Source organism: Burkholderia sp. Bp9015, from assembly GCF_003853505.1.
Classification (GTDB): domain Bacteria; phylum Pseudomonadota; class Gammaproteobacteria; order Burkholderiales; family Burkholderiaceae; genus Burkholderia.
This window is the reverse complement of sequence record NZ_QTPZ01000020.1, coordinates 15,738-41,899: the sequence shown is the minus strand read 5'-3', so window position 1 is coordinate 41,899 and position 26,162 is coordinate 15,738. Positions and strand designations below refer to the sequence as shown.

Annotated in this window: 24 protein-coding genes; 21 read left to right on the top strand and 3 right to left on the bottom strand. The window is 69.1% G+C overall.

The window, feature by feature from the left end; all coding sequences use genetic code 11:
- Positions 1-135 precede the first annotated feature (135 nt).
- The 8 genes from DIE12_RS21495 to DIE12_RS21455 all read left to right on the top strand — a co-directional run bounded on the left by DIE12_RS21495 (position 136) and on the right by DIE12_RS21455 (position 9,325).
- Positions 136-801, top strand: a complete 666-nt coding sequence (locus tag DIE12_RS21495) for a paraquat-inducible protein A (protein ID WP_124551333.1) — start codon at positions 136-138, stop codon at positions 799-801.
- Complete coding sequence (locus DIE12_RS21490; RefSeq protein ID WP_124487981.1) at positions 798-1,427, top strand: paraquat-inducible protein A; 630 nt, start codon at positions 798-800, stop codon at positions 1,425-1,427. Before DIE12_RS21495 ends, DIE12_RS21490 begins: the two co-directional genes overlap by 4 nt.
- Positions 1,420-3,036 (top strand): intermembrane transport protein PqiB, encoded by a 1,617-nt coding sequence (locus DIE12_RS21485; RefSeq protein ID WP_044844014.1) that lies wholly within the window; start codon positions 1,420-1,422, stop codon positions 3,034-3,036. The genes DIE12_RS21490 and DIE12_RS21485 overlap by 8 nt, the downstream gene beginning before the upstream one ends.
- Positions 3,036-3,773, top strand: coding sequence for a membrane integrity-associated transporter subunit PqiC (locus tag DIE12_RS21480; protein ID WP_044844013.1), 738 nt, complete (start codon positions 3,036-3,038; stop codon positions 3,771-3,773). Before DIE12_RS21485 ends, DIE12_RS21480 begins: the two co-directional genes overlap by 1 nt.
- 513 nt (positions 3,774-4,286) lie before the next feature.
- Positions 4,287-6,410: a site-specific recombinase gene (locus DIE12_RS21470; RefSeq protein ID WP_124520274.1), complete on the top strand. Its 2,124-nt coding sequence runs from the start codon at positions 4,287-4,289 to the stop codon at positions 6,408-6,410.
- A 166-nt stretch (positions 6,411-6,576) separates the two neighbouring features.
- Positions 6,577-7,875: a class I SAM-dependent RNA methyltransferase gene (locus DIE12_RS21465; protein WP_044848269.1), complete on the top strand. Its 1,299-nt coding sequence runs from the start codon at positions 6,577-6,579 to the stop codon at positions 7,873-7,875.
- Positions 7,876-8,154: 279 nt separating this feature from the next.
- Positions 8,155-8,565 (top strand): VOC family protein, encoded by a 411-nt coding sequence (locus DIE12_RS21460; protein ID WP_044848270.1) that lies wholly within the window; start codon positions 8,155-8,157, stop codon positions 8,563-8,565.
- Positions 8,566-8,638: 73 nt separating this feature from the next.
- Positions 8,639-9,325: a YafY family protein gene (locus tag DIE12_RS21455; RefSeq protein ID WP_044848271.1), complete on the top strand. Its 687-nt coding sequence runs from the start codon at positions 8,639-8,641 to the stop codon at positions 9,323-9,325.
- Positions 9,326-9,480: 155 nt separating this feature from the next.
- On the opposite strand, the gene DIE12_RS21450 is transcribed toward DIE12_RS21455, so the two are convergent.
- The gene (locus tag DIE12_RS21450; RefSeq protein ID WP_124520273.1) at positions 9,481-10,404 is read right to left on the bottom strand and encodes a carbon-nitrogen hydrolase family protein; all 924 of its coding nucleotides are present in this window, start codon (positions 10,402-10,404) and stop codon (positions 9,481-9,483) included.
- A gap of 80 nt (positions 10,405-10,484) precedes the next feature.
- Between DIE12_RS21450 and DIE12_RS21445 the strand changes: the two genes are divergently transcribed.
- The 4 genes from DIE12_RS21445 to DIE12_RS21425 all read left to right on the top strand — a co-directional run bounded on the left by DIE12_RS21445 (position 10,485) and on the right by DIE12_RS21425 (position 15,210).
- Positions 10,485-11,405 (top strand): LysR family transcriptional regulator, encoded by a 921-nt coding sequence (locus DIE12_RS21445; protein ID WP_124520272.1) that lies wholly within the window; start codon positions 10,485-10,487, stop codon positions 11,403-11,405.
- 109 nt (positions 11,406-11,514) lie between these two features.
- Positions 11,515-12,024, top strand: coding sequence for an NUDIX hydrolase (locus DIE12_RS21440; RefSeq protein ID WP_124487985.1), 510 nt, complete (start codon positions 11,515-11,517; stop codon positions 12,022-12,024).
- A complete protein-coding gene (gene mnmA / locus DIE12_RS21435) occupies positions 12,021-13,190 on the top strand; it encodes a tRNA 2-thiouridine(34) synthase MnmA (RefSeq protein WP_124487986.1) in 1,170 nt (389 codons plus the stop codon). Before DIE12_RS21440 ends, mnmA begins: the two co-directional genes overlap by 4 nt.
- Before the next feature lie 400 nt (positions 13,191-13,590).
- Entirely contained in the window at positions 13,591-15,210 is a 1,620-nt protein-coding gene (locus DIE12_RS21425; RefSeq protein ID WP_124551332.1) for an FMN-binding glutamate synthase family protein, read from the top strand.
- Positions 15,211-15,304: 94 nt separating this feature from the next.
- On the opposite strand, the gene DIE12_RS21420 is transcribed toward DIE12_RS21425, so the two are convergent.
- Complete coding sequence (locus DIE12_RS21420) at positions 15,305-15,916, bottom strand: glutathione S-transferase family protein (RefSeq protein ID WP_044848297.1); 612 nt, start codon at positions 15,914-15,916, stop codon at positions 15,305-15,307.
- Positions 15,917-16,103: 187 nt separating this feature from the next.
- On the opposite strand from DIE12_RS21420, the gene DIE12_RS21415 reads away from it, so the two are divergent.
- The 9 genes from DIE12_RS21415 to DIE12_RS21375 all read left to right on the top strand — a co-directional run bounded on the left by DIE12_RS21415 (position 16,104) and on the right by DIE12_RS21375 (position 25,453).
- Positions 16,104-17,501: an aminopeptidase P N-terminal domain-containing protein gene (locus DIE12_RS21415; RefSeq protein ID WP_124487987.1), complete on the top strand. Its 1,398-nt coding sequence runs from the start codon at positions 16,104-16,106 to the stop codon at positions 17,499-17,501.
- A 113-nt stretch (positions 17,502-17,614) separates the two neighbouring features.
- Positions 17,615-18,793: a UbiH/UbiF/VisC/COQ6 family ubiquinone biosynthesis hydroxylase gene (locus DIE12_RS21410; protein ID WP_124551331.1), complete on the top strand. Its 1,179-nt coding sequence runs from the start codon at positions 17,615-17,617 to the stop codon at positions 18,791-18,793.
- Between the two features lie 136 nt (positions 18,794-18,929).
- The gene (gene dusB / locus DIE12_RS21405; protein WP_006751898.1) at positions 18,930-19,997 is read left to right on the top strand and encodes a tRNA dihydrouridine synthase DusB; all 1,068 of its coding nucleotides are present in this window, start codon (positions 18,930-18,932) and stop codon (positions 19,995-19,997) included.
- Positions 19,994-20,227 carry a Fis family transcriptional regulator gene (locus DIE12_RS21400; protein ID WP_006476892.1) on the top strand — a complete coding sequence of 78 codons (234 nt, stop codon included), beginning with the start codon at positions 19,994-19,996 and terminating at the stop codon, positions 20,225-20,227. Before dusB ends, DIE12_RS21400 begins: the two co-directional genes overlap by 4 nt.
- Before the next feature lie 44 nt (positions 20,228-20,271).
- Positions 20,272-21,837 (top strand): bifunctional phosphoribosylaminoimidazolecarboxamide formyltransferase/IMP cyclohydrolase, encoded by a 1,566-nt coding sequence (purH, locus tag DIE12_RS21395; RefSeq protein ID WP_044848279.1) that lies wholly within the window; start codon positions 20,272-20,274, stop codon positions 21,835-21,837.
- A 151-nt stretch (positions 21,838-21,988) separates the two neighbouring features.
- Positions 21,989-22,531, top strand: coding sequence for a crossover junction endodeoxyribonuclease RuvC (gene ruvC / locus DIE12_RS21390; RefSeq protein WP_044848280.1), 543 nt, complete (start codon positions 21,989-21,991; stop codon positions 22,529-22,531).
- A 186-nt stretch (positions 22,532-22,717) separates the two neighbouring features.
- Positions 22,718-23,299 carry a Holliday junction branch migration protein RuvA gene (gene ruvA / locus DIE12_RS21385; protein WP_044848281.1) on the top strand — a complete coding sequence of 194 codons (582 nt, stop codon included), beginning with the start codon at positions 22,718-22,720 and terminating at the stop codon, positions 23,297-23,299.
- Positions 23,300-23,407: 108 nt separating this feature from the next.
- Positions 23,408-24,454: a Holliday junction branch migration DNA helicase RuvB gene (gene ruvB, locus DIE12_RS21380; RefSeq protein WP_124520270.1), complete on the top strand. Its 1,047-nt coding sequence runs from the start codon at positions 23,408-23,410 to the stop codon at positions 24,452-24,454.
- Between the two features lie 45 nt (positions 24,455-24,499).
- A complete protein-coding gene (locus DIE12_RS21375; protein WP_044848283.1) occupies positions 24,500-25,453 on the top strand; it encodes an oxygenase MpaB family protein in 954 nt (317 codons plus the stop codon).
- 40 nt (positions 25,454-25,493) lie between these two features.
- Here the strand turns inward: DIE12_RS21375 and DIE12_RS21370 are convergent, their stop codons facing one another.
- Positions 25,494-26,156 carry a histidine phosphatase family protein gene (locus DIE12_RS21370; protein WP_124487989.1) on the bottom strand — a complete coding sequence of 221 codons (663 nt, stop codon included), beginning with the start codon at positions 26,154-26,156 and terminating at the stop codon, positions 25,494-25,496.
- Positions 26,157-26,162 lie beyond the last annotated feature (6 nt).

Here is a 26,162-nt window from a genome sequence, read left to right as displayed (position 1 = left end):
CCAGGTTTACGCCATGTTACCGACCGGTCACGCGGCAACCGGGCGTTGACACGTCGAAAAAGCCGTTTTGGTAAGATTGGCGCGGGTTCCGGCCCCGTCGACGCGTCTCCCGCCCGTCGCACAACCGCTTTTCCCATGCAACGACACGACCTGATTGCCTGCCACGAATGCGACGCACTGTTGCATAAACCGCACCTCGCGCGCCGCGAAATCGCACGCTGCCCGCGCTGCGACGCGCTGCTCTATCGCGACAGCACCACGCAGATCGAGCGAATCAGCGCGCTGGCGGTCGCGGCGCTCGTCACGTTCATCATCGCGCAGGGGTTCCCGATCCTCGAAATGGACCTGAACGGCACCCGCGTGCAGACGACGCTGATCGGCGCGATCGACGCGCTGTGGCATCAGGACATGGAGATCGTCGGCGTGATGGTGTTCTGTTCGACCGTGCTGTTCCCGCTCGTCGAGATGGCCGCGCTGCTTTACGTGCTGCTGCCGATCCGGCGTGGCGTCGTGCCGCCGGGCCTGAACTTCGTGCTGCGCATGATCCAGTTCGTGCGGCCGTGGGGGATGATCGAGGTGTTCATGCTCGGGATCCTCGTGACGATCGTGAAGATGGTGAGCCTCGCGCGCGTCGTGCCCGACGCGGCGCTGTTCGCGTTCGCCGCACTCACGCTGATGACCGCCGTCGTGCTGATGTTCGATCCGCGCACGCTGTGGGACATGGCCGACGACCTGCGCGCCGGGCGCTCGCCCGTGCGGCCCGACAACACCCCGCCGCGACCGGAAGCCCCCCGCCGATGACGACGCCGACCGCCGCCCGCGAGGGCTATGCCAGCTGCCACGCATGCGGGCTCGTGCAGACGATCGACCATCCGCACGCGCATTGCGCGCGCTGCGGCAGCGCGCTGCACATCCGCAAGCCGAACAGCATCATGCGTACCTGGGCGCTGCTGATCGCGGCCGCGATCCTCTATATCCCGGCGAACCTGCTGCCGATCCTGCACACGTCGTCGATCGTCGGCTCGCAGGAAGACACGATCATGAGCGGCGTCATCTATTTCTGGACGTCCGGCGACTGGCCGCTCGCGGTCGTCGTGTTCGTCGCCAGCATCCTCGTGCCGATGCTCAAGCTCGGCGTGCTGACGATCCTCGTCACCAGCGCGCAGCGGCGCGCCACGTGGCGGCCGCTGCAGCGCACGCGCCTGTTCCGGATCGTCGAGCGGATCGGCCGCTGGTCGATGCTCGACATCTTCGTCGTGACGCTCACCGTCGCGCTCGTCCATTTCCGTTCGCTCGCCGTCATCACGGCCGGCCCCGGCGCGCTCGCGTTCGGCTCGGTCGTGATCCTGACGATGCTCGCGTCGATGCAGTTCGATCCCCGCCTGATCTGGGATCCAGTCGAAACCTCAGGGAAACACCATGAATAGTCCGCAAGGCCCGCAGCACGATGCGTCCCGGCCGCCCGATCCCGCGATCTCGACGAAAAGCGGCTGGCTGCCGTCGCTCGTCTGGCTCGTGCCGCTGATCGCCGCGCTGATCGGCATCGGCCTCGTGATCAAGTCCGTGCGCGAGCGCGGCCCGGAAATCTCGATCAGCTTCCACAGCGCGGAAGGGCTCGAGCCGGGCAAGACGCAGGTCAGGTACAAGGACGTCGAGATCGGCACGGTCAAGACGATCAAGCTGTCGAAAGACCTGTCGCGCGTGCTGGTGCAGGTGCAGCTGAAGAAGGAAGCCGAGGACTTCGCGATCAAGGGCTCGCGCTTCTGGATCGTGCGTCCGCGCATCGGCGCGACCGGCGTGTCGGGGCTCGGCACGCTGCTGTCGGGCGCGTACATCGGCGTCGATGCCGGCCACGGGCAGGACACGCAGACCGACTTCACCGGCCTCGAGACGCCGCCGCCCGTGACCGGCGACCAGAAGGGCACGCAGTACGTGCTGCGCGGCGATTCGCTCGGCTCGGTCGACATCGGCTCGCCCGTCTACTACCGCCGCGTGCAGGTCGGCCAGGTGGTCGGCTTCTCGCTCGACAAGGACGGCACCGGCGTCACGTTCAACGTGTTCGTCAATGCGCCGTACAACCAGTACGTCGGCGTGAACTCGCGCTGGTGGCAGGCGAGCGGCGTCGACCTGCGGCTCGATTCGAGCGGCCTGAAGCTGAATACGCAGTCGCTCGCGACGGTGATCCTCGGCGGCATCGCGTTCCAGACGCCGCCGAACCAGGACAGCGGCGCGACGGCGCCGAACAACACGACCTTCCGCCTCGGCTCCGACGAGGCCGACGCGATGCGCGATCCGGACGGCCAGCCGCTGCAGGTCGTGATGAACTTCAACCAGTCGCTGCGCGGGCTCGCGGTCGGCGCGCCGGTCGACTTCCGCGGCATCGTGCTCGGCGAAGTCACGAACATCGGCATCGACTTCGATCCGAAGACCAAGAACTTCCTGATGCCGGTGACGATGAACGTATATCCGGAGCGGCTCGGACCGCGCTTCCGCGAAACGATCGAGAGCAAGGGCGAACCGGCCCGCCGCGAGATCGTCGAGCGCCTGGTCCAGCACGGCCTGCGCGGCCAGCTGCGCACGGGCAACCTGCTGACGAGCCAGCTGTACGTCGCGCTCGACTTCTTCCCGAAGGCGCCGGCCGTGAAGATCGACACAGCGCGCCAGCCGCTCGAGCTGCCGACCGTGCCGAACACGCTCGACGAACTGCAGCTGCAGGTCGCCGACATCGCGAAGAAGCTCGACAAGGTGCCGTTCGACCAGATCGGCGCGAACCTGAACAGCGCGCTGTCGAATGCCGACAAGCTGTTCAAGCAGCTCGACACGCAGGTCGCGCCGGAAGCGCGCGACACGCTGTCGGCCGCGCGGCAGACCTTCTCGACCGCCGAGGTGACGCTGCAGCAGGATTCGCCGCTGCAGTCCGACGTGCGCGGTGCGCTGAAGGAACTCACGCGCACGCTGCAATCGCTGAACGCGCTCGCCGACTATCTGGAGCGCCATCCCGAATCGCTGCTCAAGGGCAAATCAGGAGATCGATAATGACGACGACACGCGTGAACGTCCTCGCGAGCGGCGCGGCGGCAGTGTTCGCCGCACTCGCGCTCGCCGCGTGCAGCTCGCCGCCCGCGCGGTTCTATACGCTGAGCCCGGCCGACGCCGCGGCGCCCGTGCGCACTGCACCCGCCAACCCGCCGTTCCTGATCGAGGTGCCGTCCGTCGGCGTGCCCGAACAGGTCGCGAAGAACCAGCTCGTCGTGCAGAAGAACGCCGCGCAGGTCGACGTGCTCGAGCAGGAACGCTGGGCCGCGCCGCCCGCCGACGAGATTCGCCGCGCGCTGTCCGACGACCTCGCCGCACAGCTCGGCACGATCGACGTCGCGAATTCCGCGTATCCGGCCGGCGTGCCCGTCTATCGGATCAGCGTGAACGTGCAGCGCTTCGAGTCGTGGCCCGGCAAGCGTGCGGCGATCGATGCGGTGTGGAGCGTGCGCGCGGTCGGCACGCAGGCACTGATGACCTGCCGCACGAGCGTCGCGGAACCGGTCGCCGACGGCTACGACGCGCTCGTCGCCGGTCACCGGCGCGCGCTCGACGTGATTGCATCGCAGGCCGCGTCCGGCGTGCGCGCGCTCGCCGCGCGGCGCGGCTCGACGGCTGCCTCGACCCCGTCGACGACCGCGTCCGGCAAGGCAGCGGCCGCCGCGCCCGTCATACCCTGCCCGGCCAATCCGACGCCCGGCGGCGACGCGAGCGCGAGCGTCAAGTCCGGCGCGTAAGCGCGGCGCGCGGCCGGCGTCCGGTGCCTGCGCGCCCGCGACCGGATTCGGCACGCGCCGCCCGATAGTCCTCGTCGGCATCGATCCGCGTGCGCGCGCCGCCGCGCACGCGAACCCGCCGCCCTCGTCGCCACGGCCGACGCAGCACGGCATCCATCGGCCGGACGGCCGCTTTGCAGTGTTTGTCAAAATCCGCCGGAACCGGCGCCATGCAATGCGGTCGGCTTGCGTTTTCGCGCCCGATTGACGATCCTACGCACTTTCCGGCGCGTGCCGCGTGCCGCCTGTCGCGCGCGCCAGCCGGCGGCGATCCGCCCGTTGTGTCCGGTCCGGCCGCCGCGTCTCCCGGGGCTCGCACGCGTGTTCGCGTGCACCGCATCGGGGCAGCCGCATCGCGGGTCGCCGCGCATCGTCCGGCATCCCGACCAGCTTCACCGTTCTCGCCGGCGCCGCGCCGTCTGTTCCCGGCCGGCATCCCGAACCCGCCCGTCCAGGGCTATCGCTATTCCGTTTATGTTTCATTCCCTGACGACCCTGATCAAGAAGTGGCGCGCGTCGCGCAATGCGGGCCACCAGCTCGATGCGCTGCTCGCGCATGCCGACGCGGACGCGCCGTACGCCGAGCGCAGCGAATGGCTGATCGAGCTCGCGCACTGGCTGCGCCGCAACGGCGCGATGCAGGCCGCGCACGACACGCCGGCCGCACGCGATGCCGACGCACGCGCGTATCCGGCGCACGCGCGGCTGCGCTACCTGTTCCACGTGCTCGACCGCAACCCGGCATGGAAATCGCACGCGGCGCGCATCCTGCGCGGGATCCTGCGCGAATGCGACGGCATCTCGCTGCTGTGCGACGCGGGGATGCCCGTGCATTCCGGTTTCTTCGGCGCGCTGTTCGAGCGCATCGACTCGTCGCTGATCCCGCCGGCGCCGAACCGCCGCGAGCTGACGGCGCTGTTCACGCTGATGTTCCCGACGCCGGAAGACGCGCAATGGATCGACGCACTGCCCGACGACCTGCTCGCCCGCCTCGCCGAGCTGATCTCGTTCGACGTCACCGACGAAGAACGCCACGAGCCCGGCTCGTTCTCGCGCGACCTGCTGGCCGCGCTGCACAACCTGACCTGCCAGATCAGCTCGACCGGCCTGTCGCAGACGGTGCGCAGCCGCCTGTCCGACGACGACGCGCGCAAGCCGCTCGAAACGCAGCCGTTCTACCGCCTCACGCGTGCGATGCTCGCGGTCGAGACCGCCCACGCGGCCGTCGAGGACGGCGGCGACCCGAGCAAGCTGCTGCACGAAGTGAATTACCTGCGCGTGCTGCTCGACGAATGCCGGATCGCGGTCGACGACGTGTTCGCGCACCTGTACCGCAACGGCGTGTCGGTCGACATCGTGTTCCAGGTCGAACGGATGCGCATGCGCATCCTGCGCGCGGAACTGCTGCTCAACGCGTGGATGGCACGCGATGACCTGCGCGGGATGGCACGCCTGACGGCCGAACTCGTCGACGCGAACCAGAACAGCCAGAGCGTGTCGCACCTCGTGCGCAGCAACTTCTCGCTGTTCGCGCGCAAGCTCGTCGAGACCAACGCGGACACCGGCGAGCACTACATCTCGCGCGGCCGCGCCGAGTACCTGAAGATGCTGCGGATGGCCGCGGGCGGCGGGCTCGTCACCGTCGTGACCGTGTGCGTGAAGTTCGCGATCACGGGCGCGCACCTGCAGTCGATGCTCGAAGGGCTGCTCGCGGGCGTCAACTACGCGGCGAGCTTCATGCTGATGCACTTCCTGCACTTCACGCTCGCGACCAAGCAGCCCGCGATGACCGCGCCGACGCTCGCGCGCGAGCTCGACGACACCGGTCACGAGGAAGGCGTGAAGGCGTTCGTCGCGTCGGTGATCGCGCTGATCCGCACACAGGCCGCGGCGATCTCCGGCAACGTGCTCGTCGTGCTGCCCGTCTGTCTGCTCGTGCAGCTGTTCGCGGGCAACCTGCTGCACGCGAACCTGATCTCGCCGGAAAAGGCGCATGCGACGCTGCATTCGTTCTCGCTGCTGGGCCCGACCCCGTTCTATGCGGCGCTCACGGGCGTGCTGCTGTGGGCGTCGAGCCTGCTCGCGGGCTGGGCCGACAACTGGTTCGTGCTGCACCGGGTCGGCGACGCGCTCACGTACAACCGCCGGCTGCGGCTCACGCTCGGCGCGTCGGGCGCCGCGAAACTCGCGCACTTCTGCCGCTCGAACGTCGCGGGCGTGGTCGCCAACGTCGGCCTCGGCCTGATGCTCGGCCTGATCCCCGCGATCGTCACCGTGTTCCTGTTCCCGTTCGAGGTGCGGCACGTGACGCTGTCGGCCGGCTCGATCGGAATCGCGCTCGGCGTGCTCGGCAAGGGCGCGCTGAGCACGCCCGAACTCTGGTGGGCCGGCGCCGGCGTGCTGAGCATGGCGATCCTCAACGTGCTCGTGAGCTTCGCGCTCGCGTTCACGATGGCCGTGCGCTCGCGCAGCCTGCGCCGCACCAAGGTGCGCGCGCTGGTCGGCGCGATCGTCCGCACGGTGCTCGCGAAGCCGTCCGCGCTGTTCTGGCCGGCCGGCGGAACTGCCGCGCGCGCTGGCCAGACGGGCTCGCACTGAGCGTTCGACGGCGGCGCGCCCGCCCGGGCGGGCGCCGCCGCGCGGCCCGGCGGGCCGCCCGTCACGGCCGGCCGACCCGCGCCGGCGTCCCGAATCCGACGCAACGCCGGCCCCGGGCGCCCGCGCCGCGTACAATAGTGGACTTTTGCACGTCCTCACCCGCCTTATGTCCTCGCCCACCCTGTACGAATTCTTCGCTCCCTGCCCGCGCGGCCTCGAAGCGGCGCTTGCCGCCGAGCTGGCCGAAATCGCCGGCCGCCATCTGGACGGCGCGCCGTTCACCGCGGGCGCGCAGGTGCCGGGCGGCGTCCATTTCCGCGGCGGCTGGGCCGCCGGCATGGCCGCGAACCTCCATTCGCGAATCGCGAGCCGGATCCTGCTGAAGATCGCGCATCGCCCGTACCGCAACGAACAGGACGTCTACGCGCTCGCGCTCGAGCAGCCGTGGGAACGCTGGTTCGCGTCGACGCAGACGCTGCGCGTCGACATCACCGCGATCAAGTCGCCGCTGAAGAGCCTCGAGTTCGCGACGCTGCGCGTGAAGGACGCGATCTGCGACCGGATGCGCGACAAGACCGGTTCGCGCCCGAGCATCGACACCGGCGCGCCGGACGTGCGCGTGTTCGCGTTCCTGACGGCCACCGAGTGCACGCTGTACCTCGATACGTCGGGCGAGCCGCTGTTCAAGCGCGGCTGGCGCCTCGACAAGGGCGCGGCGCCGCTGCGCGAGAACCTCGCGGCCGGCATCCTGCGCCTGACGGGCTGGACGCCCGGCACCGCGCTGTACGACCCGATGTGCGGCAGCGGCACGTTCCTCGCGGAAGCCGCGCAGATCGCACTCGGCGTCGCGCCGGGCGTCGAGCGCCGGTTCGGCTTCGAGAAGCTCAAGCAGTACGACATCACCGCATGGCAGGGCCTGAAGGTCGCGGCGCTCGACGCGAAACGCGCGGCGCGCGGCAAGCGCGATTCGCTCGGCGTGTACGGCAGCGACATCTCGGGCGATATGCTCGAGAAGGCGCGCGCGAACCTCGAGCGCGCGGGCGTGCCGTCGGTGTGGCTCAAGCAGGTCGACGCGCGCGGCATGACGCCGCCGTGCGACGGCCCGGGCATCATCCTCGCGAACCCGCCGTACGGCGAGCGGATCGAGGTGCGCGGCCGCAGCGCGCGCGGCGAGGTGCGCGAGACGGGCCGCAACCGCGGCAACGACGACGCATTCCGCCGCACGCACACCGACGCGCCGGACAGCGAGTTCTTCAACGCGCTCGGCGATGCGCTCAAGCAGCGCTTCACCGGCTGGCAGGCGTTCCTGCTGACGTCGGACCGCTCGCTGCCGGGCCAGCTGCGCCTGCGCGAATCGGCGAAGACGCCGCTGTTCAACGGCGCGCTCGAATGCCGGCTGTTCCGCTTCGACCTGATCGCCGGCAGCGTGAAGGCACGCCCGGCCACGCCGGAAGGCGACGCCTGATACGCGACGCGGCGGCTGCGGCCGCCTGCTGACACCCTGACGATGCCCGGCCAATCGGCCGGGCATTTTTCTTTCCGCCGCACCCAGGCGAGCGGCGCCACGCGCGCCGCCGAGGTTCCGCGCGGTCGTTGCGGGAGCGAAGCCGCCGTTTGTCAGCGTCATTTGTCAGCGTCGCCACGACTACTGACAGCACGCTGTCAGCAGCCCCCGGTCACACTGCAATCCCGGCGCAATGCAAGGCTGGTTTCCATCAAGAACCCGAACAACACGGAGCTCGTCATGACGTCCGCAACTGCAACCGACACCGCAACCCTGGAACGCGCGATCGCGTGGTTCGACATCCCGTCCCTCGATTTCGACCGGGCGATCCGTTTCTACGAAACCGTGCTGCAGACGACGCTGCAGCGCGAAGTCATCGGCGGCGTGCCGATGGCCATGTTCGATCACGAAGCGTCGAGCACGGGCGGCAGCATCGTGTTCGATCCGCAGCAGATGAAGCCGAGCGCGAACGGCGTGCTCGTCTACCTGAACGCCGGCGAGTCGGTCGTCGCGGCACTCGAACGCGCGAAGCGCGCGGGCGGCGTCGTGCAGGGCTCGGTCGTCGAGTTGCCGAACAACTACGGCTACATCGGCTACCTGATCGACACCGAAGGCAACCGCGTCGGCCTGCACGCGCCGAAATGCCACTGAGTGCGTCCACCCTCCGGCCGGCGCGGCGCTATCATCGCGAAGTCCCCGTAGCCGTTGGAGTCGAGGTGCAGCCATGACGCGCCGTGCCGACCGCCTGTTCCAGATCGCCGAGCTGCTGCGCGGGCGGCGTCTCACGACCGCGCAGCAACTCGCCGACTGGCTGTCGGTGTCGCCGCGCACGGTCTATCGCGACGTGCGCGACCTGCAGCTGTCGGGTGTGCCGATCGAAGGCGAAGCCGGCATCGGCTACCGGCTGAACCGCAACGCCAGCCTGCCGCCGCTCACGTTCACGGCCGAGGAGCTCGCGGCGCTCGCGGCCGGCGCGCGCATGCTCGAGACCTGGGGCGGCGCGCGCTTCGCGGGCGGCGCGCGTTCGGCGCTCGCGAAGATCGCGTCGGCGATGCCGGCCGACAAGCGCACCGCGCTCGATCGCCTGCCGGTGTTCGCGCCGTCGTTCCACATCGACGAGACGTTCTGCGCGAAGGTCGACGCGATCCACCAGGCGGTCGACACGCATCACGTCGTCAGCTTCGACTACCGCGACCGGCTCGGCGCGCACACGAAGCGCCGCGTGTGGCCGCTCGGGCTCGTCTACTGGGGCGGACGCTGGACGATCGGCGCATGGTGCGAGCTCCGCGACGACTTCCGCACCTTCGACATCGCGCGGATGGGTGATATCTCCGTGCACGAGCAGTTTCCGGACATGGAAGGCCGGCGGATCGCCGACTACATGCGGATCGCGGAAGCGCCGATGCGCTGAGGCGGGGAGAGCCGCCGCCCGCTGAATGCCGCGCCGCGGTTCGGCGGTTTGGCTACCTGGTTGTCCGGCGGTCTGTCTGGCTGTCCGGCCGCCCGACTGTCAGGCCACCTCGCCGCCATTCGCACGCCGGGGCGTCCGCGCCCCGGTCGCACCCGTCACTCGCCGAACACCACCGACCGCTTCGGCCGCTCGTCGACGTGCAGCGAAAACACGTCCGGGCGCGCATAGTGCCCGACCACATCGAAGTCGTAACGCGCGCGCACGAGTTCGTCGGTATCGATACGCGCGGTCACGAGCCCGGTCTCGCCGATCAGCGGCTCGGTCAGCAGGTCGCCGAGCGGCCCGACGATCACGCTGCCGCCGCGGATCAGCGGCCGCTCCGGATCCCAGCCCGGCACGTCGATGCCGAGCGCGCGCGGCGACGGCTGCACCTGGCAGGCGCTCACGACGAAGCAGCGTCCCTCGTGCGCGATGTGCCGCATCGAGCTTTGCCACAGGTCGCGCTCGTCGACGGTCGGCGCGCACCAGATCTGCAAGCCTTTCGCATACATCGCGCAGCGCAGCAGCGGCATGTGGTTCTCCCAGCAGATCACGGCGCCCGCGCGGCCCGCGGCCGTGTCGACCACCGGCAGCGTCGAGCCGTCGCCCTGCCCCCAGATCAGCCGTTCGGTGCCGGTCGGCATCAGCTTGCGGTGCTTCGCGACGAGCCCGTCGCGCGGATCGAAGAACAGCGCCGTGCAGTACAGCGTGCTGCCGCCGCGCTCGATCACACCGACCACGAGGCTCGCGCCCGTGCGCTGCGAGAGCGCGGCCAGTTCGTCGGTTTCGGGGCCCGGCACGTCGATCGCCTGCGCGGCGTAGCGCGCATACGCGTCGCGGCCCTCGGGCAGCCGGTAGCCGAGCCGCGTGCCGAAGATCTCGCCTTTCGGATAGCCGCCGAGCACGGCTTCGGGCAGCACGACGAGCGACGCGCCGCTGTCGCGGATCGCGGTTTCGTAGCCGAGGATCGTGTCGAGCGTGGCGCGCGTGCCGGCGGGCGATGCGCCGATCTGCAGCGCGGCGATGACTGAGGTGGACATGACGACGTCTCCGGTGAATGGGGTGACGCCATCTTTATCGATATCATTTCATCGATCAAATCGATACAACGATAACTGACATGAATACGGATGATATCGCCGGGCTCGACCTGAACCTGCTGAAGGTGTTCGAGGCGCTGTACGAGGAAGGCGGCGCGAGCCGCGCGGCGCTGCGGCTCGGCCTCACGCAGTCGGCCGTCAGCGCGGCGCTCGCGCGGCTGCGCGTAATCTACGCCGACCCGCTGTTCGTGCGCACTGGCCGCGGGCTCGCGCCGACGCCGCGCGCGGACGAGCTCAAGCCGATCCTGTCCGACGCGCTCGACCGCTGCCGCGCGAGCCTCGCGATCGCGGCCGACGGCGGCGAGCGGGTCGGTCGCACGATCTCGATCGGGCTGTCGGACGACTTCGAGATCGCGCTCGGCCGCGCGCTGATCGACGCGGTCGCGCGGGAAGCCGCGGGCATCCGGCTGATCTTCCGGCAGACCCACAGCGGCATCGCGGGCGACGCGCTGCTGCGGCACGGCGTCGATCTCGCGATCGCGTCGGGCGGGTTCTCGGCGAACGGGCTCAGCCGGCGCGCGGTCGCGACGGGCGGCTACGCATGCCTGATCGATCCGGCCGGCCGGGCGCGCGCGCCGCGCACGCTCGCGCTCGCCGATTTCCTGCGGCGCGATCACCTGCTCGTGTCGTCGGGCGGCGTGATCGGGATCGTCGACGAGGCGCTGGCCGCGCTCGGCCACAAGCGGCGCGTGGCGGCGTCGACCACGCATTTCGCGGCGCTGCCGTACCTGCTCGCCGGCTCCGACGCGGTGGCGACGATACCGGCGCACGCGGCCCGCGCGATCGCGCAGTCGACGTCGCTGCGTGCGCTCGCGTGCCCGGTCGAGCTGCCGCGCTACCCGGTGGAAATCGGCTGGCGCACGAGCACGCAGCGCGACCCGGCAATCGTGCGCGTGCGGGACACGATCGCCGCCTGCGTCGCGACGATCGTCGCGCCATAAAAGGGCGCGATGCAGCGTGCACCGCCGAGGCGAGGGCGAGAGCACGGGGTCGGATTCGTCTAACGTAATGGCCGGCAGCGTCCGGGCGCAACCGGTAAAATGCCGATCCATGAAACCCGAAATCTGGACCCCGCATGTGACCGTCGCGGCGCTCGTCGAGCGCGCCGGTCGCTTTCTCGTGATCGAGGAAGAAACCTCGACGGGCCTGCGCATCAACCAGCCGGCCGGCCATCTCGAGGCCGGCGAGACGCTCGCCGACGCCGTGATCCGCGAGACGCTCGAGGAAACCGCGCATCCGTTCGTCCCCGATGCGCTCGTCGGCGTCTATCTCGCGCACTACGACCGCCCCGGCAGCGCCGGCGCGACCTACCTGCGCTTCACGTTCTGCGGCACGGCCGGCGAGCCGCTGCCGGGCCACGTGCTCGACGACGGCATCGTCCGCACGCTGTGGATGAGCGCCGACGAGCTGCGCGCGTGCAGCGAACGTCACCGCTCGCCCGCGGTGATGCGCTGCGTCGACGACTATCTGGCCGGGCGGCGCATTCCGCTCGATTTCGTGCACACGCATTCGGTCGCGCCGCGCCCGGACGCATTCGACCGTCAGGCGGTAAACAAATGAGCAAGCGCCGTGTAGTAGTGGGCATGTCGGGCGGCGTCGATTCGTCGGTGACCGCGTGGCTGCTGAAGGAACAGGGATACGACGTGGTCGGCCTGTTCATGAAGAACTGGGAAGACGACGACGACGGCGAATACTGCTCGACGCGCCAGGACTGGATCGACGTGGTGTCGGTGGCCGACCTGATCGGCATCGACGTGGAAGCCGTGAACTTCGCGGCCGAATACAAGGACCGCGTGTTCGCCGAATTCCTGCGCGAATATTCGGCCGGCCGCACGCCGAACCCGGACGTGCTGTGCAACGCCGAGATCAAGTTCAAGGCGTTCCTCGACCACGCGATGTCGCTCGACGCGGAAATGATCGCGACCGGCCACTACGCGCGCGTGCGCGAGCGCGACGGCCGCTTCGAACTACTGAAGGCATTCGATCATACGAAAGACCAGTCGTACTTCCTGCACCGGCTGAACCAGGCGCAACTGTCGAAGACGATGTTCCCGCTCGGCGAGATCCCGAAGACGAAGGTGCGCGAGATCGCCGCGCAGATCGGCCTGCCGAACGCGAAGAAGAAGGACTCGACCGGCATCTGCTTCATCGGCGAACGGCCGTTCCGCGACTTCCTGAACCGCTATCTTCCGACGAAACCCGGCCCGATGAAGACGCCGGACGGCAAGGTGGTCGGCGAGCACATCGGCCTCGCGTTCTACACGTTCGGCCAGCGCAAGGGCATCGGCCTCGGCGGCAGCAAGAGCGGCAGCGGCGAGCCGTGGTTCGTCGCGGCGAAGGACATCGCGTCGAACACGCTGTACGTCGTGCAGGGCCACGACCATCCGTGGCTGCTGTCGCGCGAGCTCGTCGCCGGCAACGTGAGCTGGGTCGCGGGCGAACCGCCGGCCGACGGCTTCGCGTGCGGCGCGAAGACGCGCTACCGGCAGGCCGATGCGGCATGCGCGTTCGGCGCCGCCGCACCCGGCCCGGCCGGCGAAGCCCGCTTCTCGCTCGCCTTCGACGACGCGCAATGGGCGGTCACGCCCGGCCAGTCGGCCGTGCTGTACGACGGCGAGATCTGCCTCGGCGGCGGCATCATCGAGTTCGCGGCCACCGGCCAGCCCGGCCAGACGGCGCCGGCACCGGCGGCAGCCCGCGCGGGGGCGCTCGCCGAAGCACGCTGACATCCATTCGGTTTAGACTTGCGGCACGCCGCGCCCGGCGGAACACGATTCCTCCGCGGCCGGTGCGCCGCCGCGCAGCGTACGCATGGCGGCATTTCAAGATGCAGGGTCTATTCATGTATGGAACGCACATGCGTTGCCACGAGAACGGCCGCTCGCGAGGCGCGCGACGCCGCGAATACTGACGTATTCGCAAGGAGCGCAACGCGGCGAGCGGCCGTTCTCGTGGCAACCCCAAATTAAGAAATTCATGTCACGGGAATGCCCGAAATCGCCCGCATGGCGGCGTCGCTCGTCACTTGTTTGGCTCGGCCAAACGGCGCTCCTCGCTCCTTGCCCTGCGCGCGCTTTCGGGCATTCGCATGCGCGTTCCATACATGAATAGACCCTAGGAGTCCCCATGCTTTCCAGACGCTACCTCGCGATGTGGTGTGCCGTCCTGCTGCTCGTTGCCGCGGCCGCGCTCGCGTCGATCCACGTGCTTTCCTGGCTGTGGATCATCATCCCCGTCGCCCTCGTCGCCGTCGGCCTGTACGACCTGAACCAGGACCGTCACGCGATCCTGCGCAACTACCCGCTCTGGGGCCATTTCCGCTTCCTGTTCGAGTTCATCCGGCCTGAAATCCGCCAGTACTTCGTCGAGGACGACACCGACGAGAAACCGTTCTCGCGCGCGCAGCGCAGCCTCGTCTACCAGCGCGCGAAGAACGTCGCCGACAACCGCCCGTACGGCACCGAACTGAACGTGAAGTCCGTCGCGCACGAATGGATCAGCCACTCGCTCGCGCCGGCGAAGCTGCCGAACCACGACTTCCGCATCCGGGTCGGCGCGAACCGTGCGCAGCCGTACGACATCTCGATCTTCAACATCTCGGCGATGAGCTTCGGCTCGTTGTCCGCGAACGCGATCCGCTCGCTGAACCTCGGCGCGAAGAAAGGCGGGTTCGCGCACGACACCGGCGAAGGCTCGCTGTCGAAGTACCATCGCGAAAACGGCGGCGACATCATCTGGGAAATCGCGTCCGGCTACTTCGGCTGCCGCAATGAGGACGGCACGTTCAACCCGGACAAGTTCGCGAAGCAGGCCGCCGATCCGCAGGTCAAGATGATCGAGATCAAGCTGTCGCAAGGCGCGAAGCCGGGCCACGGCGGCGTGCTGCCGGCCGCGAAGATCACGCCCGAGATCGCCGAGACGCGCGGCGTGCCGATGGGCAAGGACTGCATCTCGCCCGCGACGCACTCGCAATTCTCGACGCCGCGCGGGCTGCTCGAATTCGTCGAACGGCTGCGCACGCTGTCGGGCGGCAAGCCGACCGGCTTCAAGCTGTGCATCGGCCATCCGTGGGAGTTCTTCGGGATCGCGAAGGCGATGCTAGAGACGGGCATCGTGCCCGACTTCATCGTCGTCGACGGCGCGGAAGGCGGCACCGGCGCGGCGCCGCTCGAATTCACCGACCATGTCGGCGTGCCGCTGCAGGAGGGCCTGCTGCTGGTGCACAACACGCTCGTCGGGATCGGCGTGCGCGATCGCGTGAAGATCGGCGCGAGCGGCAAGATCATCAGCGCGTTCGACATCGCACGCACGCTCGCGATCGGCGCGGACTGGGTGAACTCGGCACGCGGCTTCATGTTCGCGGTCGGCTGCATCCAGGCGCAGCACTGCCACACCGACCGCTGCCCGACCGGCGTCGCCACGCAGGACCCGGTGCGCCAGCGCGCGCTCGTCGTGCCCGACAAGGCCGAGCGCGTGTTCAACTTCCACCGCAATACGCTGCACGCACTGCAGGAACTCGTGCAGGCGGCCGGCCTCGGCCATCCGTCCGAGCTGCGCGCGCATCACATCGTGCAGCGCGTCGCGCCGCACGAGGTGCGGCTGATGTCGCAGCTGCTGAAGTACCTGAAGCCCGGCGCGCTGCTCGACGGCCAGACCTGCGGCTATACGCTGTACGACAAGTGGTGGCCGATCGCGCGCAGCGATTCGTTCGTGCTCGGCGAAACCGTTTACACGTCGATCGAGTAACGCGCGAGCGCCCGCCGCCGGGCGGCTCGCCAAAGAGAAAAGCGCCCGGCGGGGCGCTTTTCTCTTGTCTGCCCGATCCGCCGGCGGCGGCCGGTCAGCCTTGCGGCAGCGTGTCGACGAACGTTTGCCGCTGCGACAGCTTCACGAAATGCTTGTCGAGATTCGGATGGCGGTCGCGCCAGTTGAGTTCGGACATCCGGAAGTCGAGGTAGCCGAGCGCGCAGCCGAGTGCGATGTCGGCGAGCGTGTAATGATTACCGACGCACCACGTCTTGCCGCCGAGGCCCTGCGACATCGCGACGAGCGCGTCGTCGATCTTGCGCTGCTGGCGCGCGATCCAGCTCGCGCTGCGCTGCGCTTCGTCGCGCAGCGTGTGTTCGAGACGGATCGCCACGGCCGCGTCGAGCACGCCGTCGCCCAGCGCTTCCCAGCACCGCACTTCGAGCCGCTCGCGTCCCGACGGCGGAATCAGCTTGCCGACCGGCGACAGCGTGTCGACGTATTCGCAGATCACGCGGGAATCGAACACCGCGGCACCATCCTCCATCACGAGACACGGGACCTTGCCGAGCGGATTCGATGCATGAATGTCCGTCTCCGGCGCCCATACGTTCTCGAGCTCCAGCTTGTAGTCGATCTTCTTTTCAGCAAGCACGATCCGCGCCTTGCGGACGTACGGGCTGCTGAGCGAACCGATTAATTTCATCATCTGCCTTTTCAAGGGAACTGCCGAGAGTATACGTTGTCGCCGATCATAACCGGCCGGCGCGGCCCGATAGAAAATCGCCCGTCCGGCCTGTGGATGGTTTGCAACAGCCGCCGCCGAGCCCCGTCCGGCGCGGCTTGCGGCCGTGTCTCTCACGCGCCGCGTCCGGCGGCGCTACAATCGCACGATGAATGCGCCCCTCGATACCGCCATCGCCGTCGACGTCTACCGCCAGCGCCGTGAACGCGTGCTTGCCACACTGCGCGCCGCCGGCGGCGGCGTCGCCATCGTTCCCACCGCGCCGGAAATGCTGCGCAACCGCGATACGGCCTTTCCGTACCGGCATGACAGCTACTTCCACTACCTGACGGGCTTCACCGAGCCGGACGCCGTGCTCGTGCTGAACGCGGCCGGGTCGCACGGCGCGCCGGAATCGATCCTGTTCTGCCGCGCGAAGAATGCCGACCGCGAGATCTGGGAAGGTTTCCATTACGGGCCCGAGGCCGCGCGCGATGCGTTCGGCTTCGACGCGGCCTACGCGGTCGACGTGATCGACACCGAAATGCCGCGCCTGCTCGCCGATGCGGGCACCGTGCACTACCGGTTCGGCGCGTCGGCCGAGTTCGACCGCCAGCTCGCCGGCTGGATCGATGCGGTGCGCGCGCAGGCGCGCAGCGGCGTCGCCGCACCGGACGCGCTGCTCGACCTCACGCCCCTGCTCGACGACATGCGGCTCGTGAAGGACGAACACGAACTCGCGATCATGATGCGCGCCGCACACATCTCCGCGCTCGCGCACCGTCGCGCGATGCAGGTGTGCCGCCCGGGGATCCGCGAGTACGAACTCGAGGCCGAGCTGCTGTACACGTTCCGCAAGCATGGCGCGCAGGCGCCCGCGTACGGCTCGATCGTCGCGGCCGGCGCGAACGCGTGCGTGCTGCACTACCCGGCCGGCAACGCGGCCGCGCGGGACGGCGACCTGATCCTGATCGATGCCGCGTGCGAACTCGACGGCTACGCGTCGGACATCACGCGCACGTTCCCGGCCAACGGGCGCTTCTCGCCCGCGCAGCGCACGCTGTACGACATCGTGCTCGCCGCGCAGCAGGCCGCGATTGACGCGACGCGCGCGGGCGTGCCGTTCGAGGCGCCGCACGACGCGGCCGTGCGGGTGCTGGCGCAAGGGCTGCTCGATACGGGCATCATCCCGAAGACGCGCTTCTCGAGCGTCGACGACGTGCTCGCCGAGCGCGCGTACGCACGCTTCTACATGCACCGCACCGGCCACTGGATCGGCATGGACGTGCACGATTGCGGCGACTACCGCGAGCGGCTCGCCGCGCGCGACGCCAACGGCGCGCTGCCGTGGCGCACGCTGAAAGCCGGCATGACGCTCACCGTCGAGCCGGGCCTGTACGTGCGCGCCGCCGACGACGTGCCGTCCGAATACTGGAACATCGGCATCCGCATCGAGGACGACGCGATCGTGCGCGAGCACGGTTGCGAGCTGATCACGCGCGACGTGCCGGTGGCGGCCGACGAGATCGAGGCGCTGATGCGTGCGGGCGCGGCGCACGGCGCGTGAGCGTGCCGCAGGTTGCCAACGCGCCGATGCCGGGCCGCCGTTGGCCCGGTGTTGATCTGCCGTTGACCTGCCGTTGACCCGCAGTTGACCGTTACCCCGTTTCACGAACACTGATGACGACCGCTTCCTCCCCGGCCACGCCGGACCATGACCTCGCCATCGTCGGCGCGGGCCCCGTCGGGCTCGCGCTCGCCGGCTGGCTCGCCCGACGCAGCGCGACGCAGCACGCGTCGATCGCGCTGATCGACGCGCGCGAGCCGGCCGCGAGCGCGAACGACCCGCGCGCGATCGCCGTGTCGCACGGCAGCCGCGTGCTGCTCGACACGCTCGGATGGCCGGCCGACGCAACGCCGATCGAACACATCCACGTGTCGCAGCGCGGCCATTTCGGCCGCACGCTGATCGACCGCGACGAGCACGACCTCGCCGCGCTCGGCTACGTCGTGCGCTACGGCTCGATCGTGCAGGCGCTCGCGCAGGCCGTGCGCGGCACGCGCGTCGACTGGCTCACGTCGACCACCGCACGCACGCCGCAACAGGACGCCGACGGCGTCACGCTGACGCTCGACGGCCCGCAAGGCGAGCGCACGCTGCGCGCGCGCATCGTCATCAACGCCGAAGGCGGGCTGTTCCACGAACAGCAGGCCGATACCGGCAAGCATCGCCGCGACTATGGCCAGACCGCGATCGTCGGCTCGGTCACCGTCTCGGCGCCGCGCCCGAACGTCGCCTGGGAGCGCTTCACGCACGAAGGCCCGCTCGCGCTGCTGCCGCTTGGCGGTGCCGATTATTCGCTCGTGTGGTGCTGCACGCCCGACGAGGCGGCCCGCCGCGCCGCCCTTCCCGACGACGCGTTCCTGCGCGAACTCGGCGCTGCATTCGGCGAGCGGATGGGCCGATTCGTCGCGATCGCGGGGCGCGCATCGTTCCCGCTCGGATTGAACGCGGCACAGACGCTCGTCAACGGGCGCATCGCGATCGTCGGCAACGCCGCGCAAACGCTGCATCCGGTCGCCGGCCAGGGGCTGAACCTCGGGCTGCGCGATGCGCACACGCTCGTCGACGCGCTGTCCACGCAGGGCTTCGAAGCGACCGCGCTCGCCACCTTCAACGCACGGCGCGCGCTCGACCGGCGCTTCACGATCGGCGCGACGGACACGCTCGCGCGCCTGTTTACCGTCGACGCCGGCCCTCTTCCGCTGCTGCGCGGCGCGGCGCTCACCGCGCTCGAATTCGTGCCGCCGCTCAAGAAGGCGATCGCACGCCAGATGATGTTCGGCCAGCGCAACTGACACGCCGCGCGTTGCGCGCGGTCAGGCCGCGCAAACCGGGTCAAATCGGCGGGGCATGGGAATACGGTAAAATAGCTGTTTTCCCTCTGCCCTTTTTTGCCCGCGACGCCCGGCGCTCGCGGGCGGTGCCATTGCGATGCCCGTTATCGGCTCTCACGTATTGCGTAACAACCTGTTCGTCGCCCCGATGGCCGGCGTGACGGATCGTCCGTTCCGCCAGCTGTGCAAGCGGCTGGGGGCCGGGTACGCCGTGTCCGAGATGGTCGCGTCCAATGCGCAGCTGTGGAAGAGCGCGAAGACGATGCGACGGGCAAACCACGAAGGCGAGGTCGAGCCGATCGCGGTGCAGATCGCCGGCGCCGATCCGGCGATGATGGCCGAAGCGGCCCGCTACAACGTCGACAACGGCGCGCAGATCATCGACATCAACATGGGTTGCCCGGCGAAGAAGGTCTGCAACGTCGCGGCCGGCTCCGCGCTGCTGCAGAACGAGCCGCTCGTGCAGCGGATCGTCGAGGCCGTCGTCGCGGCGGTCGGCACGGGGCCGGATGCGGTGCCCGTCACGCTGAAGATCCGCACCGGCTGGGATCGCGAGCACAAGAACGCGATCACGGTCGCGCGCCTCGCCGAGGCGGCCGGCATCTCGATGCTGACCGTACACGGCCGCACGCGCGCCGACCTCTACCGCGGCGACGCGGAATACGACACCATCGCGGCTGTGAAGGCGGCCGTGCGCATCCCGGTCGTCGCGAACGGCGACATCACGTCGCCGGCAAAAGCAAAGGCCGTGCTCGACGCCACCGGCGCCGACGCACTGATGATCGGTCGCGCCGCGCAAGGCCGGCCGTGGCTGTTCCGTGAAATCGATCATTTCCTGCAAACCGGCGAGCTGCTGCCCCCGCCGCGGATCGACGAGATCCAGCACGTGATGAACGAACACCTGGAAGACCACTACGCGTTCTATGGTGAATTCACGGGCGTCCGTACTGCGCGCAAGCACATCGGCTGGTACACTCGCGGCCTTTCCGGTGCCAACGGGTTCCGGCACAGGATGAACACGCTCGATTCCACCCGCGAGCAACTCGCCGCCGTCAATGCATTCTTCGAGGCGCAAAAGGCGCTGTCGGACCACCTCGTCTACGTCGATGACGAAGAGGAAAACGGCCAGGGCGAGTCGGACGACCATAACCAGTTAGCAGCATGAGCAAGCACAACATCGAACAATGTGTCCGCGAGAGCCTGGACGTGTATTTCCGGGATCTAGACGGCTCCAATCCGCACGACGTCTATGAAATGGTGATGTCCTGCGTCGAAAAGCCGATGCTCGAGGTCGTGCTCGTACAGGCCGGCGGCAACCAGTCGCTCGCCGCGGAGTACCTCGGCATCAATCGCAATACGCTGCGCAAGAAGCTGCAGCAGCACGGCCTGCTGTAGGCGGCCGTCCCGTCCCCGTTTCCCTGGCTATTGGTGGTTCCATCATGATCAAGCAAGCGCTCATTTCCGTTTCCGACAAGACCGGCATCGTCGACTTCGCGAAGTCGCTGTCCGACCTCGGCGTCAAACTCCTGTCGACCGGCGGCACCGCGAAACTCCTCGCCGACGCGGGCCTGCCCGTGACCGAAGTCGCTGACTACACGGGCTTCCCGGAAATGCTCGATGGGCGCGTGAAGACGCTCCACCCGAAGGTGCACGGCGGCATCCTCGCCCGCCGCGACCTGCCCGAGCACATGCAGGCGCTGGAGCAGCACGGCATCCCGACGATCGACCTGCTGGTCGTGAACCTGTACCCGTTCGTCGCGACGATCGCGAAGGACGACTGCACGCTCGCCGACGCGATCGAGAACATCGACATCGGCGGCCCGACGATGCTGCGCTCGGCCGCGAAGAACCACCGCGACGTGACGGTCGTCGTCGACCCGGCCGATTACGCGGTCGTGCTCGATGAAATGAAGGCGAACGGCAACGCGATCGGCTATGCGACCAACTTCCGCCTCGCGACCAAGGTGTTCGCGCACACCGCGCAATACGACGGCGCGATCACGAACTACCTGACGAGCCTGACCGACGAGCTGCAGCACGCATCGCGCAGCGCATACCCGGCCACGCTGAACATGGCGTTCGACAAGGTGCAGGACCTGCGCTACGGCGAGAACCCGCACCAGAGCGCGGCGTTCTACCGCGACCTCGCGGCGCCGGCCGGCGCACTGGCGAACTACCGCCAGCTGCAGGGCAAGGAACTGTCGTACAACAACATCGCGGATTCGGACGCGGCGTGGGAATGCGTGAAGACGTTCGACGCGCCGGCCTGCGTGATCATCAAGCACGCGAACCCGTGCGGCGTCGCGGTCGGCAACGATTCGGCCGACGCGTACGCGAAGGCATTCCAGACCGACCCGACGTCGGCGTTCGGCGGCATCATCGCGTTCAACCGCGAAGTCGACGAGACGGCCGCGCAGGCGGTGGCCAAGCAGTTCGTCGAAGTGCTGATCGCGCCGTCGTTTACGGACGCCGCGAAGCAGGTGTTCGCCGCGAAGCAGAACGTGCGCCTGCTCGAAATCGCGCTCGGCGACGGCCATAACGCGTTCGACCTGAAGCGCGTGGGCGGCGGCCTGCTCGTGCAGTCGCTCGATTCGAAGAACGTGCAGCCGAGCGAGCTGCGCGTCGTCACGAAGCGTCAACCGACCGCGAAGGAAATGGACGACCTGCTGTTCGCATGGCGCGTCGCGAAGTACGTGAAGTCGAACGCGATCGTGTTCTGCGGCAACGGCATGACGCTCGGCGTCGGCGCAGGCCAGATGAGCCGCGTCGATTCGGCACGCATCGCGAGCATCAAGGCGCAGAACGCGGGCCTCACGCTGGCCGGTTCGGCCGTCGCGTCGGATGCGTTCTTCCCGTTCCGCGACGGTCTCGACGTCGTCGTGGCGGCAGGCGCGACCTGCGTGATCCAGCCGGGCGGCTCGATGCGCGACGACGAAGTGATCGCGGCGGCCGACGAGCACGGCATCGCAATGATCCTGACGGGCGTGCGCCACTTCCGTCACTGATCGCACGCGGCCCGCGCGGCCGCCGCACGAAAACCCGGCGGCATCATACCCGCCGGGTTTTTTATTGCGCGGCGCCGGCGCACGCAGCCACGCGGCCGGCCCCGCGCACCATTCGTTGTAGTATCGCGGCATCAGGTTTTTCTCCTCACTCATGCGAATTCTCGGCATCGACCCCGGCCTGCGCGTCACCGGCTTCGGCGTCATCGACGTCAGCGGCCACCGGCTCGCCTATGTCGCAAGCGGCGTGATCCGCACGCCTACGGCTGACCTGGCTACCCGGCTCGGCACGATCTTCCAGGGCGTATCGACGCTCGTGCGCGAACACGCGCCCGACCAGGCCGCGATCGAACAGGTGTTCGTGAACGTGAACCCGCAGTCGACGCTGCTGCTCGGCCAGGCGCGCGGTGCCGCGATCTGCGGGCTCGTCTCCGGCGGCCTGCCGGTGGCGGAATACACCGCGCTGCAACTGAAGCAGGCGGTCGTCGGTTACGGCCGCGCGACCAAGTCGCAGATGCAGGAGATGGTCACGAGACTGCTCAACCTGACCGGCCAGCCCGGCAGCGACGCGGCCGACGCGCTCGGGATGGCGATCTGCCACGCGCACAGCGGCAATACGCTCGGCACGATCGGCGGCCTCGCGCCGGCGCTCGCGAAAAGGGGGCTGCGCGTGCGGCGCGGACGGCTCGTCGGCTGACGCGACGGCACGCATCCCCTCGGCGCGGCGCGCGGCTACCCGAGTCGCGCGCATTGCGCCTGCCACCGTCCTGCCTGCCTGCCTGATCGCCCCGCGTCGCGCGGCGCCCCGACCTGACGGCCAACCCATCGGCATCGCGCCGCACCTGCGCTACACTCGCGCTTTCTTCCTCGCATCCCGCCATCCATGATCGGTCGCATCGCCGGCATCCTGCTCGAAAAGAATCCGCCTCACCTGCTCGTCGACTGCAACGGCGTCGGTTACGAAATCGACGTGCCGATGAGCACCTTCTACAACCTGCCGCAAACGGGCGAGCGCGTCGTGCTGCTCACGCAGCAGATCGTGCGCGAGGACGCGCACCTGCTGTACGGCTTCCTGACGCCGCAGGAGCGCACGACCTTCCGCGAACTGCTGAAGATCACCGGCATCGGCGCGCGCATGGCGCTGGCCGTGCTGTCCGGCATGAGCGTGCAGGAGCTCGCGCAGGCGGTGACGATGCAGGACGCCGCGCGCCTCACGCGCCTGCCCGGCATCGGCAAGAAGACCGCCGAGCGCCTGCTGCTCGAGCTGAAGGGCAAGCTCGGCGCGGACCTCGGCGCACTCGCCGGCGCCGCGTCCCAGTCCGACCACGCGACCGACATCCTCAACGCGCTGCTCGCGCTCGGCTATTCGGAAAAGGAAGGCCTCGCCGCGATCAAGAACGTGCCGGCCGGCACCGGCGTGTCCGAAGGCATCAAACTCGCGCTCAAGGCACTGTCGAAGGTGTAACGGCCGCCCGAGCCGGCTGTCGGAGCCAGTGTCGCGCCGTCGCGCGGCACGCGCCAGTCGGCCGTTCGGCCAGTTCGGCCGCGCGACGGCGCGCGGTACAATGGCCGCATGATTGAAACCGACAAACTCGCCGCCGAGCGGATCATCGCCGCCACGCCCGCCTCGTCGCACGAGGAGGTGTTCGAACGCGCGCTGCGGCCGCGCCAGCTCGACGACTACGTCGGCCAGGAAAAGGTGCGCGGCCAGCTCGAGATCTTCATCGAGGCCGCGAAGCGCCGCGCCGAGCCGCTCGACCACGTGCTGCTGTTCGGGCCGCCCGGCCTCGGCAAGACCACCCTCGCGCACATCATCGCGCGCGAGATGGGCGTGAACCTGCGCCAGACGTCGGGCCCCGTGCTCGAACGCGCGGGCGATCTCGCCGCGCTGCTGACCAACCTCGAAGCGAACGACGTGCTGTTCATCGACGAGATCCACCGGCTGTCGCCGGTCGTCGAGGAAATCCTGTATCCGGCGCTCGAGGATTACCAGATCGACATCATGATCGGCGAAGGGCCGGCCGCGCGCAGCGTGAAGCTCGACCTGCAGCCGTTCACGCTGGTCGGCGCGACCACGCGCGCGGGGATGCTGACCAACCCGCTGCGCGATCGCTTCGGGATCGTCGCGCGCCTCGAGTTCTACGATGCCGAGCAATTGTCGCGCATCGTGCGGCGCTCGGCGTCGCTGCTGAACGCGCAGATCGATCCGAACGGCGCGCTGGAGATCGCGAAGCGCTCGCGCGGCACGCCGCGGATCGCGAACCGGCTGCTGCGCCGCGTGCGCGACTATGCGGAAGTGAAGGCCGACGGCCAGATCACCGCGGCCGTCGCCGACGCCGCGCTCGCGATGCTCGACGTCGACCCGGTCGGCTTCGACCTGATGGACCGCAAGCTGCTCGAGGCGATCCTGCACAAGTTCGACGGCGGCCCGGTCGGCATCGACAACCTCGCGGCTGCGATCGGCGAGGAGCGCGACACGATCGAGGACGTACTCGAACCGTACCTGATCCAGCAGGGCTTCCTGCAGCGCACGCCGCGCGGGCGCGTCGCGACGCTGCTCACGTACCGCCACTTCGGGCTCTCCGCGCCCGACGCCGGCAACCCCGAACGCGGGATGTGAGATACCGCCGACGGGAAGTAACCCGCTGCCCGCGCCAAGCTCGCCATGACCACGCCGCCCAGCCCGCACCCCGCCCCGCCCACACCGGGCCCGCGCTGGGTCGAACCGATCCGCAAGCGGCTCGTGGCCGGCATCACGCACCTGACGACGGGCGGCGGCGGTCCGTCGATCGATCTCTCGTCGCCGCCCGGAGACCCGGGGCTGTTCGGCCCCGACGCGATCTGCTGGCGCGTGCATGCCGATTTCACGTCGATGATGACGGGCGGCATTGCCGCGCTACTGCTGCAGGCGCTCCATCCGCTCGCGCTCGCGGGCGTCTGGGATCACTCGTCGTTTCGCACCGACATCCTCGGCCGCTTGCGGCGCACCGCCACGTTCATCACGGGCACGACGTTCGGCAGCCGCGCGGACGCACTCGCGCTCATCGAGCGCGTGAAAACGATCCACGCGCGCATATCGGGCACTGCGCCCGACGGCCGGCCGTATCGAGCCGACGATCCGGCGTTGCTGACGTGGGTGCATGTCGCGGAAGTTTCGAGCTTCCTCGCCGCGCATTTGCGCTATGTGAATCCGTCGCTGTCGGGCGAGCTGCAGGACGGCTACTACGCGGAAACGGCATTGATCGCGGAGTTGCTCGGCGCCCGGGATGTGCCCCGTTCACGCGCCGAGGTAGCGGCCTATTTCGCGCGCATGCAGCCCGAACTCGAAGCCGGGCCGCACACCTTCGAGGTCATGGACATCCTGTTGAACGTGCCGGTCGCAACGCCCGCGCTGCGGCCAGCCGCGTCGCTGATCATGCATGCGGGAATCGACCTGCTGCCGCCCTGGGCGCAGCGCATGCTCGACGTGTCGACGTTCGCGCCGCTGCGACGCGCGGTGGTCCGGCCCGGTGTGCGGGCAGTCGCGCCCGTGCTGCGCTGGGCGCTCGTCAACGGCGCGTCGAAGCGCGCACGCCGCCGCGCAACCGCGACACCGCCCGACGGCACCCCGCCCGCCTGACGATCTGATTCTTCCGCCGGGCGGAGCCGGTACGACCGGATCAGAGTACCTTGCGATACCCGTCGTCGTCGCTCGCGGCGTCGAGGTGCGACACGTCGGCCCATTGCACGACCTGTGCGCGACCATCGACGTAATCGACGACGTTGATGCTCGTGTTGAGCAGCTGATAGCTGCGCGGCGCCGACAGGTCGATACCGTTGGCGAAGCGGTACACGCAGTCGAGCACGCCGCCGTGTGCGACACACGCGATCCGGCCGCCCGGATGCGCGGCGACGATCGGCTCGAGCGCATGCAGCACGCGATGATAGAACTCGCGCTGCGACTCGCCGCCGTCGGGCGCGAAGCCCGGGTCGCGCGTCTGCCACGCGGCGTAGGCGTCCGGAAACAGCGTCTCGATCTCGGTGCTGTCATGCCCCTGGAACACGCCGTACGCGCGTTCGCGCAGCCCTTCGCGCAACTGCAGCGGCAGCCCGAGCGCATCGGCAAAGGGTTGCGCGGTTTGTTGCGCGCGCATCAGGTCGCTCGAATAGATCGCGTCGATCCGCTGTCCTTCGCGCGCGTCCCGCGCGAGCCGGACGGCCAGCCGCTGCGCCTGCGCGAGCCCCGTGTCGGCCAGTGGAATGTCGATATGGCCCTGGATGCGCTTGATGCGGTTCCAGGCCGTCTCGCCATGGCGAATGAAGAGAATCTGCGTGGTGGCCATCGCGGC

Bases quoted from the DNA above. Each gene is read 5' to 3' on its own strand.
- purH (WP_044848279.1), top strand. From the start codon at position 20,272: ATGATCAAGCAAGCGCTCATTTCCGTTTCCGACAAGACCGGCATCGTC.
- DIE12_RS21445 (WP_124520272.1), top strand. From the start codon at position 10,485: ATGAATACGGATGATATCGCCGGGCTCGACCTGAACCTGCTGAAGGTG.
- DIE12_RS21410 (WP_124551331.1), top strand. From the start codon at position 17,615: ATGACGACCGCTTCCTCCCCGGCCACGCCGGACCATGACCTCGCCATC.
- dusB (WP_006751898.1), top strand. From the start codon at position 18,930: ATGCCCGTTATCGGCTCTCACGTATTGCGTAACAACCTGTTCGTCGCC.
- DIE12_RS21370 (WP_124487989.1), bottom strand. From the start codon at position 26,156: ATGGCCACCACGCAGATTCTCTTCATTCGCCATGGCGAGACGGCCTGG.
- ruvB (WP_124520270.1), top strand. From the start codon at position 23,408: ATGATTGAAACCGACAAACTCGCCGCCGAGCGGATCATCGCCGCCACG.
- DIE12_RS21450 (WP_124520273.1), bottom strand. From the start codon at position 10,404: ATGTCCACCTCAGTCATCGCCGCGCTGCAGATCGGCGCATCGCCCGCC.
- DIE12_RS21460 (WP_044848270.1), top strand. From the start codon at position 8,155: ATGACGTCCGCAACTGCAACCGACACCGCAACCCTGGAACGCGCGATC.
- mnmA (WP_124487986.1), top strand. From the start codon at position 12,021: ATGAGCAAGCGCCGTGTAGTAGTGGGCATGTCGGGCGGCGTCGATTCG.
- DIE12_RS21490 (WP_124487981.1), top strand. From the start codon at position 798: ATGACGACGCCGACCGCCGCCCGCGAGGGCTATGCCAGCTGCCACGCA.
- DIE12_RS21485 (WP_044844014.1), top strand. From the start codon at position 1,420: ATGAATAGTCCGCAAGGCCCGCAGCACGATGCGTCCCGGCCGCCCGAT.
- DIE12_RS21455 (WP_044848271.1), top strand. From the start codon at position 8,639: ATGACGCGCCGTGCCGACCGCCTGTTCCAGATCGCCGAGCTGCTGCGC.
- DIE12_RS21400 (WP_006476892.1), top strand. From the start codon at position 19,994: ATGAGCAAGCACAACATCGAACAATGTGTCCGCGAGAGCCTGGACGTG.
- ruvC (WP_044848280.1), top strand. From the start codon at position 21,989: ATGCGAATTCTCGGCATCGACCCCGGCCTGCGCGTCACCGGCTTCGGC.
- DIE12_RS21495 (WP_124551333.1), top strand. From the start codon at position 136: ATGCAACGACACGACCTGATTGCCTGCCACGAATGCGACGCACTGTTG.
- DIE12_RS21420 (WP_044848297.1), bottom strand. From the start codon at position 15,916: ATGAAATTAATCGGTTCGCTCAGCAGCCCGTACGTCCGCAAGGCGCGG.
- DIE12_RS21465 (WP_044848269.1), top strand. From the start codon at position 6,577: ATGTCCTCGCCCACCCTGTACGAATTCTTCGCTCCCTGCCCGCGCGGC.
- ruvA (WP_044848281.1), top strand. From the start codon at position 22,718: ATGATCGGTCGCATCGCCGGCATCCTGCTCGAAAAGAATCCGCCTCAC.
- DIE12_RS21470 (WP_124520274.1), top strand. From the start codon at position 4,287: ATGTTTCATTCCCTGACGACCCTGATCAAGAAGTGGCGCGCGTCGCGC.
- DIE12_RS21415 (WP_124487987.1), top strand. From the start codon at position 16,104: ATGAATGCGCCCCTCGATACCGCCATCGCCGTCGACGTCTACCGCCAG.
- DIE12_RS21480 (WP_044844013.1), top strand. From the start codon at position 3,036: ATGACGACGACACGCGTGAACGTCCTCGCGAGCGGCGCGGCGGCAGTG.
- DIE12_RS21375 (WP_044848283.1), top strand. From the start codon at position 24,500: ATGACCACGCCGCCCAGCCCGCACCCCGCCCCGCCCACACCGGGCCCG.
- DIE12_RS21440 (WP_124487985.1), top strand. From the start codon at position 11,515: ATGAAACCCGAAATCTGGACCCCGCATGTGACCGTCGCGGCGCTCGTC.
- DIE12_RS21425 (WP_124551332.1), top strand. From the start codon at position 13,591: ATGCTTTCCAGACGCTACCTCGCGATGTGGTGTGCCGTCCTGCTGCTC.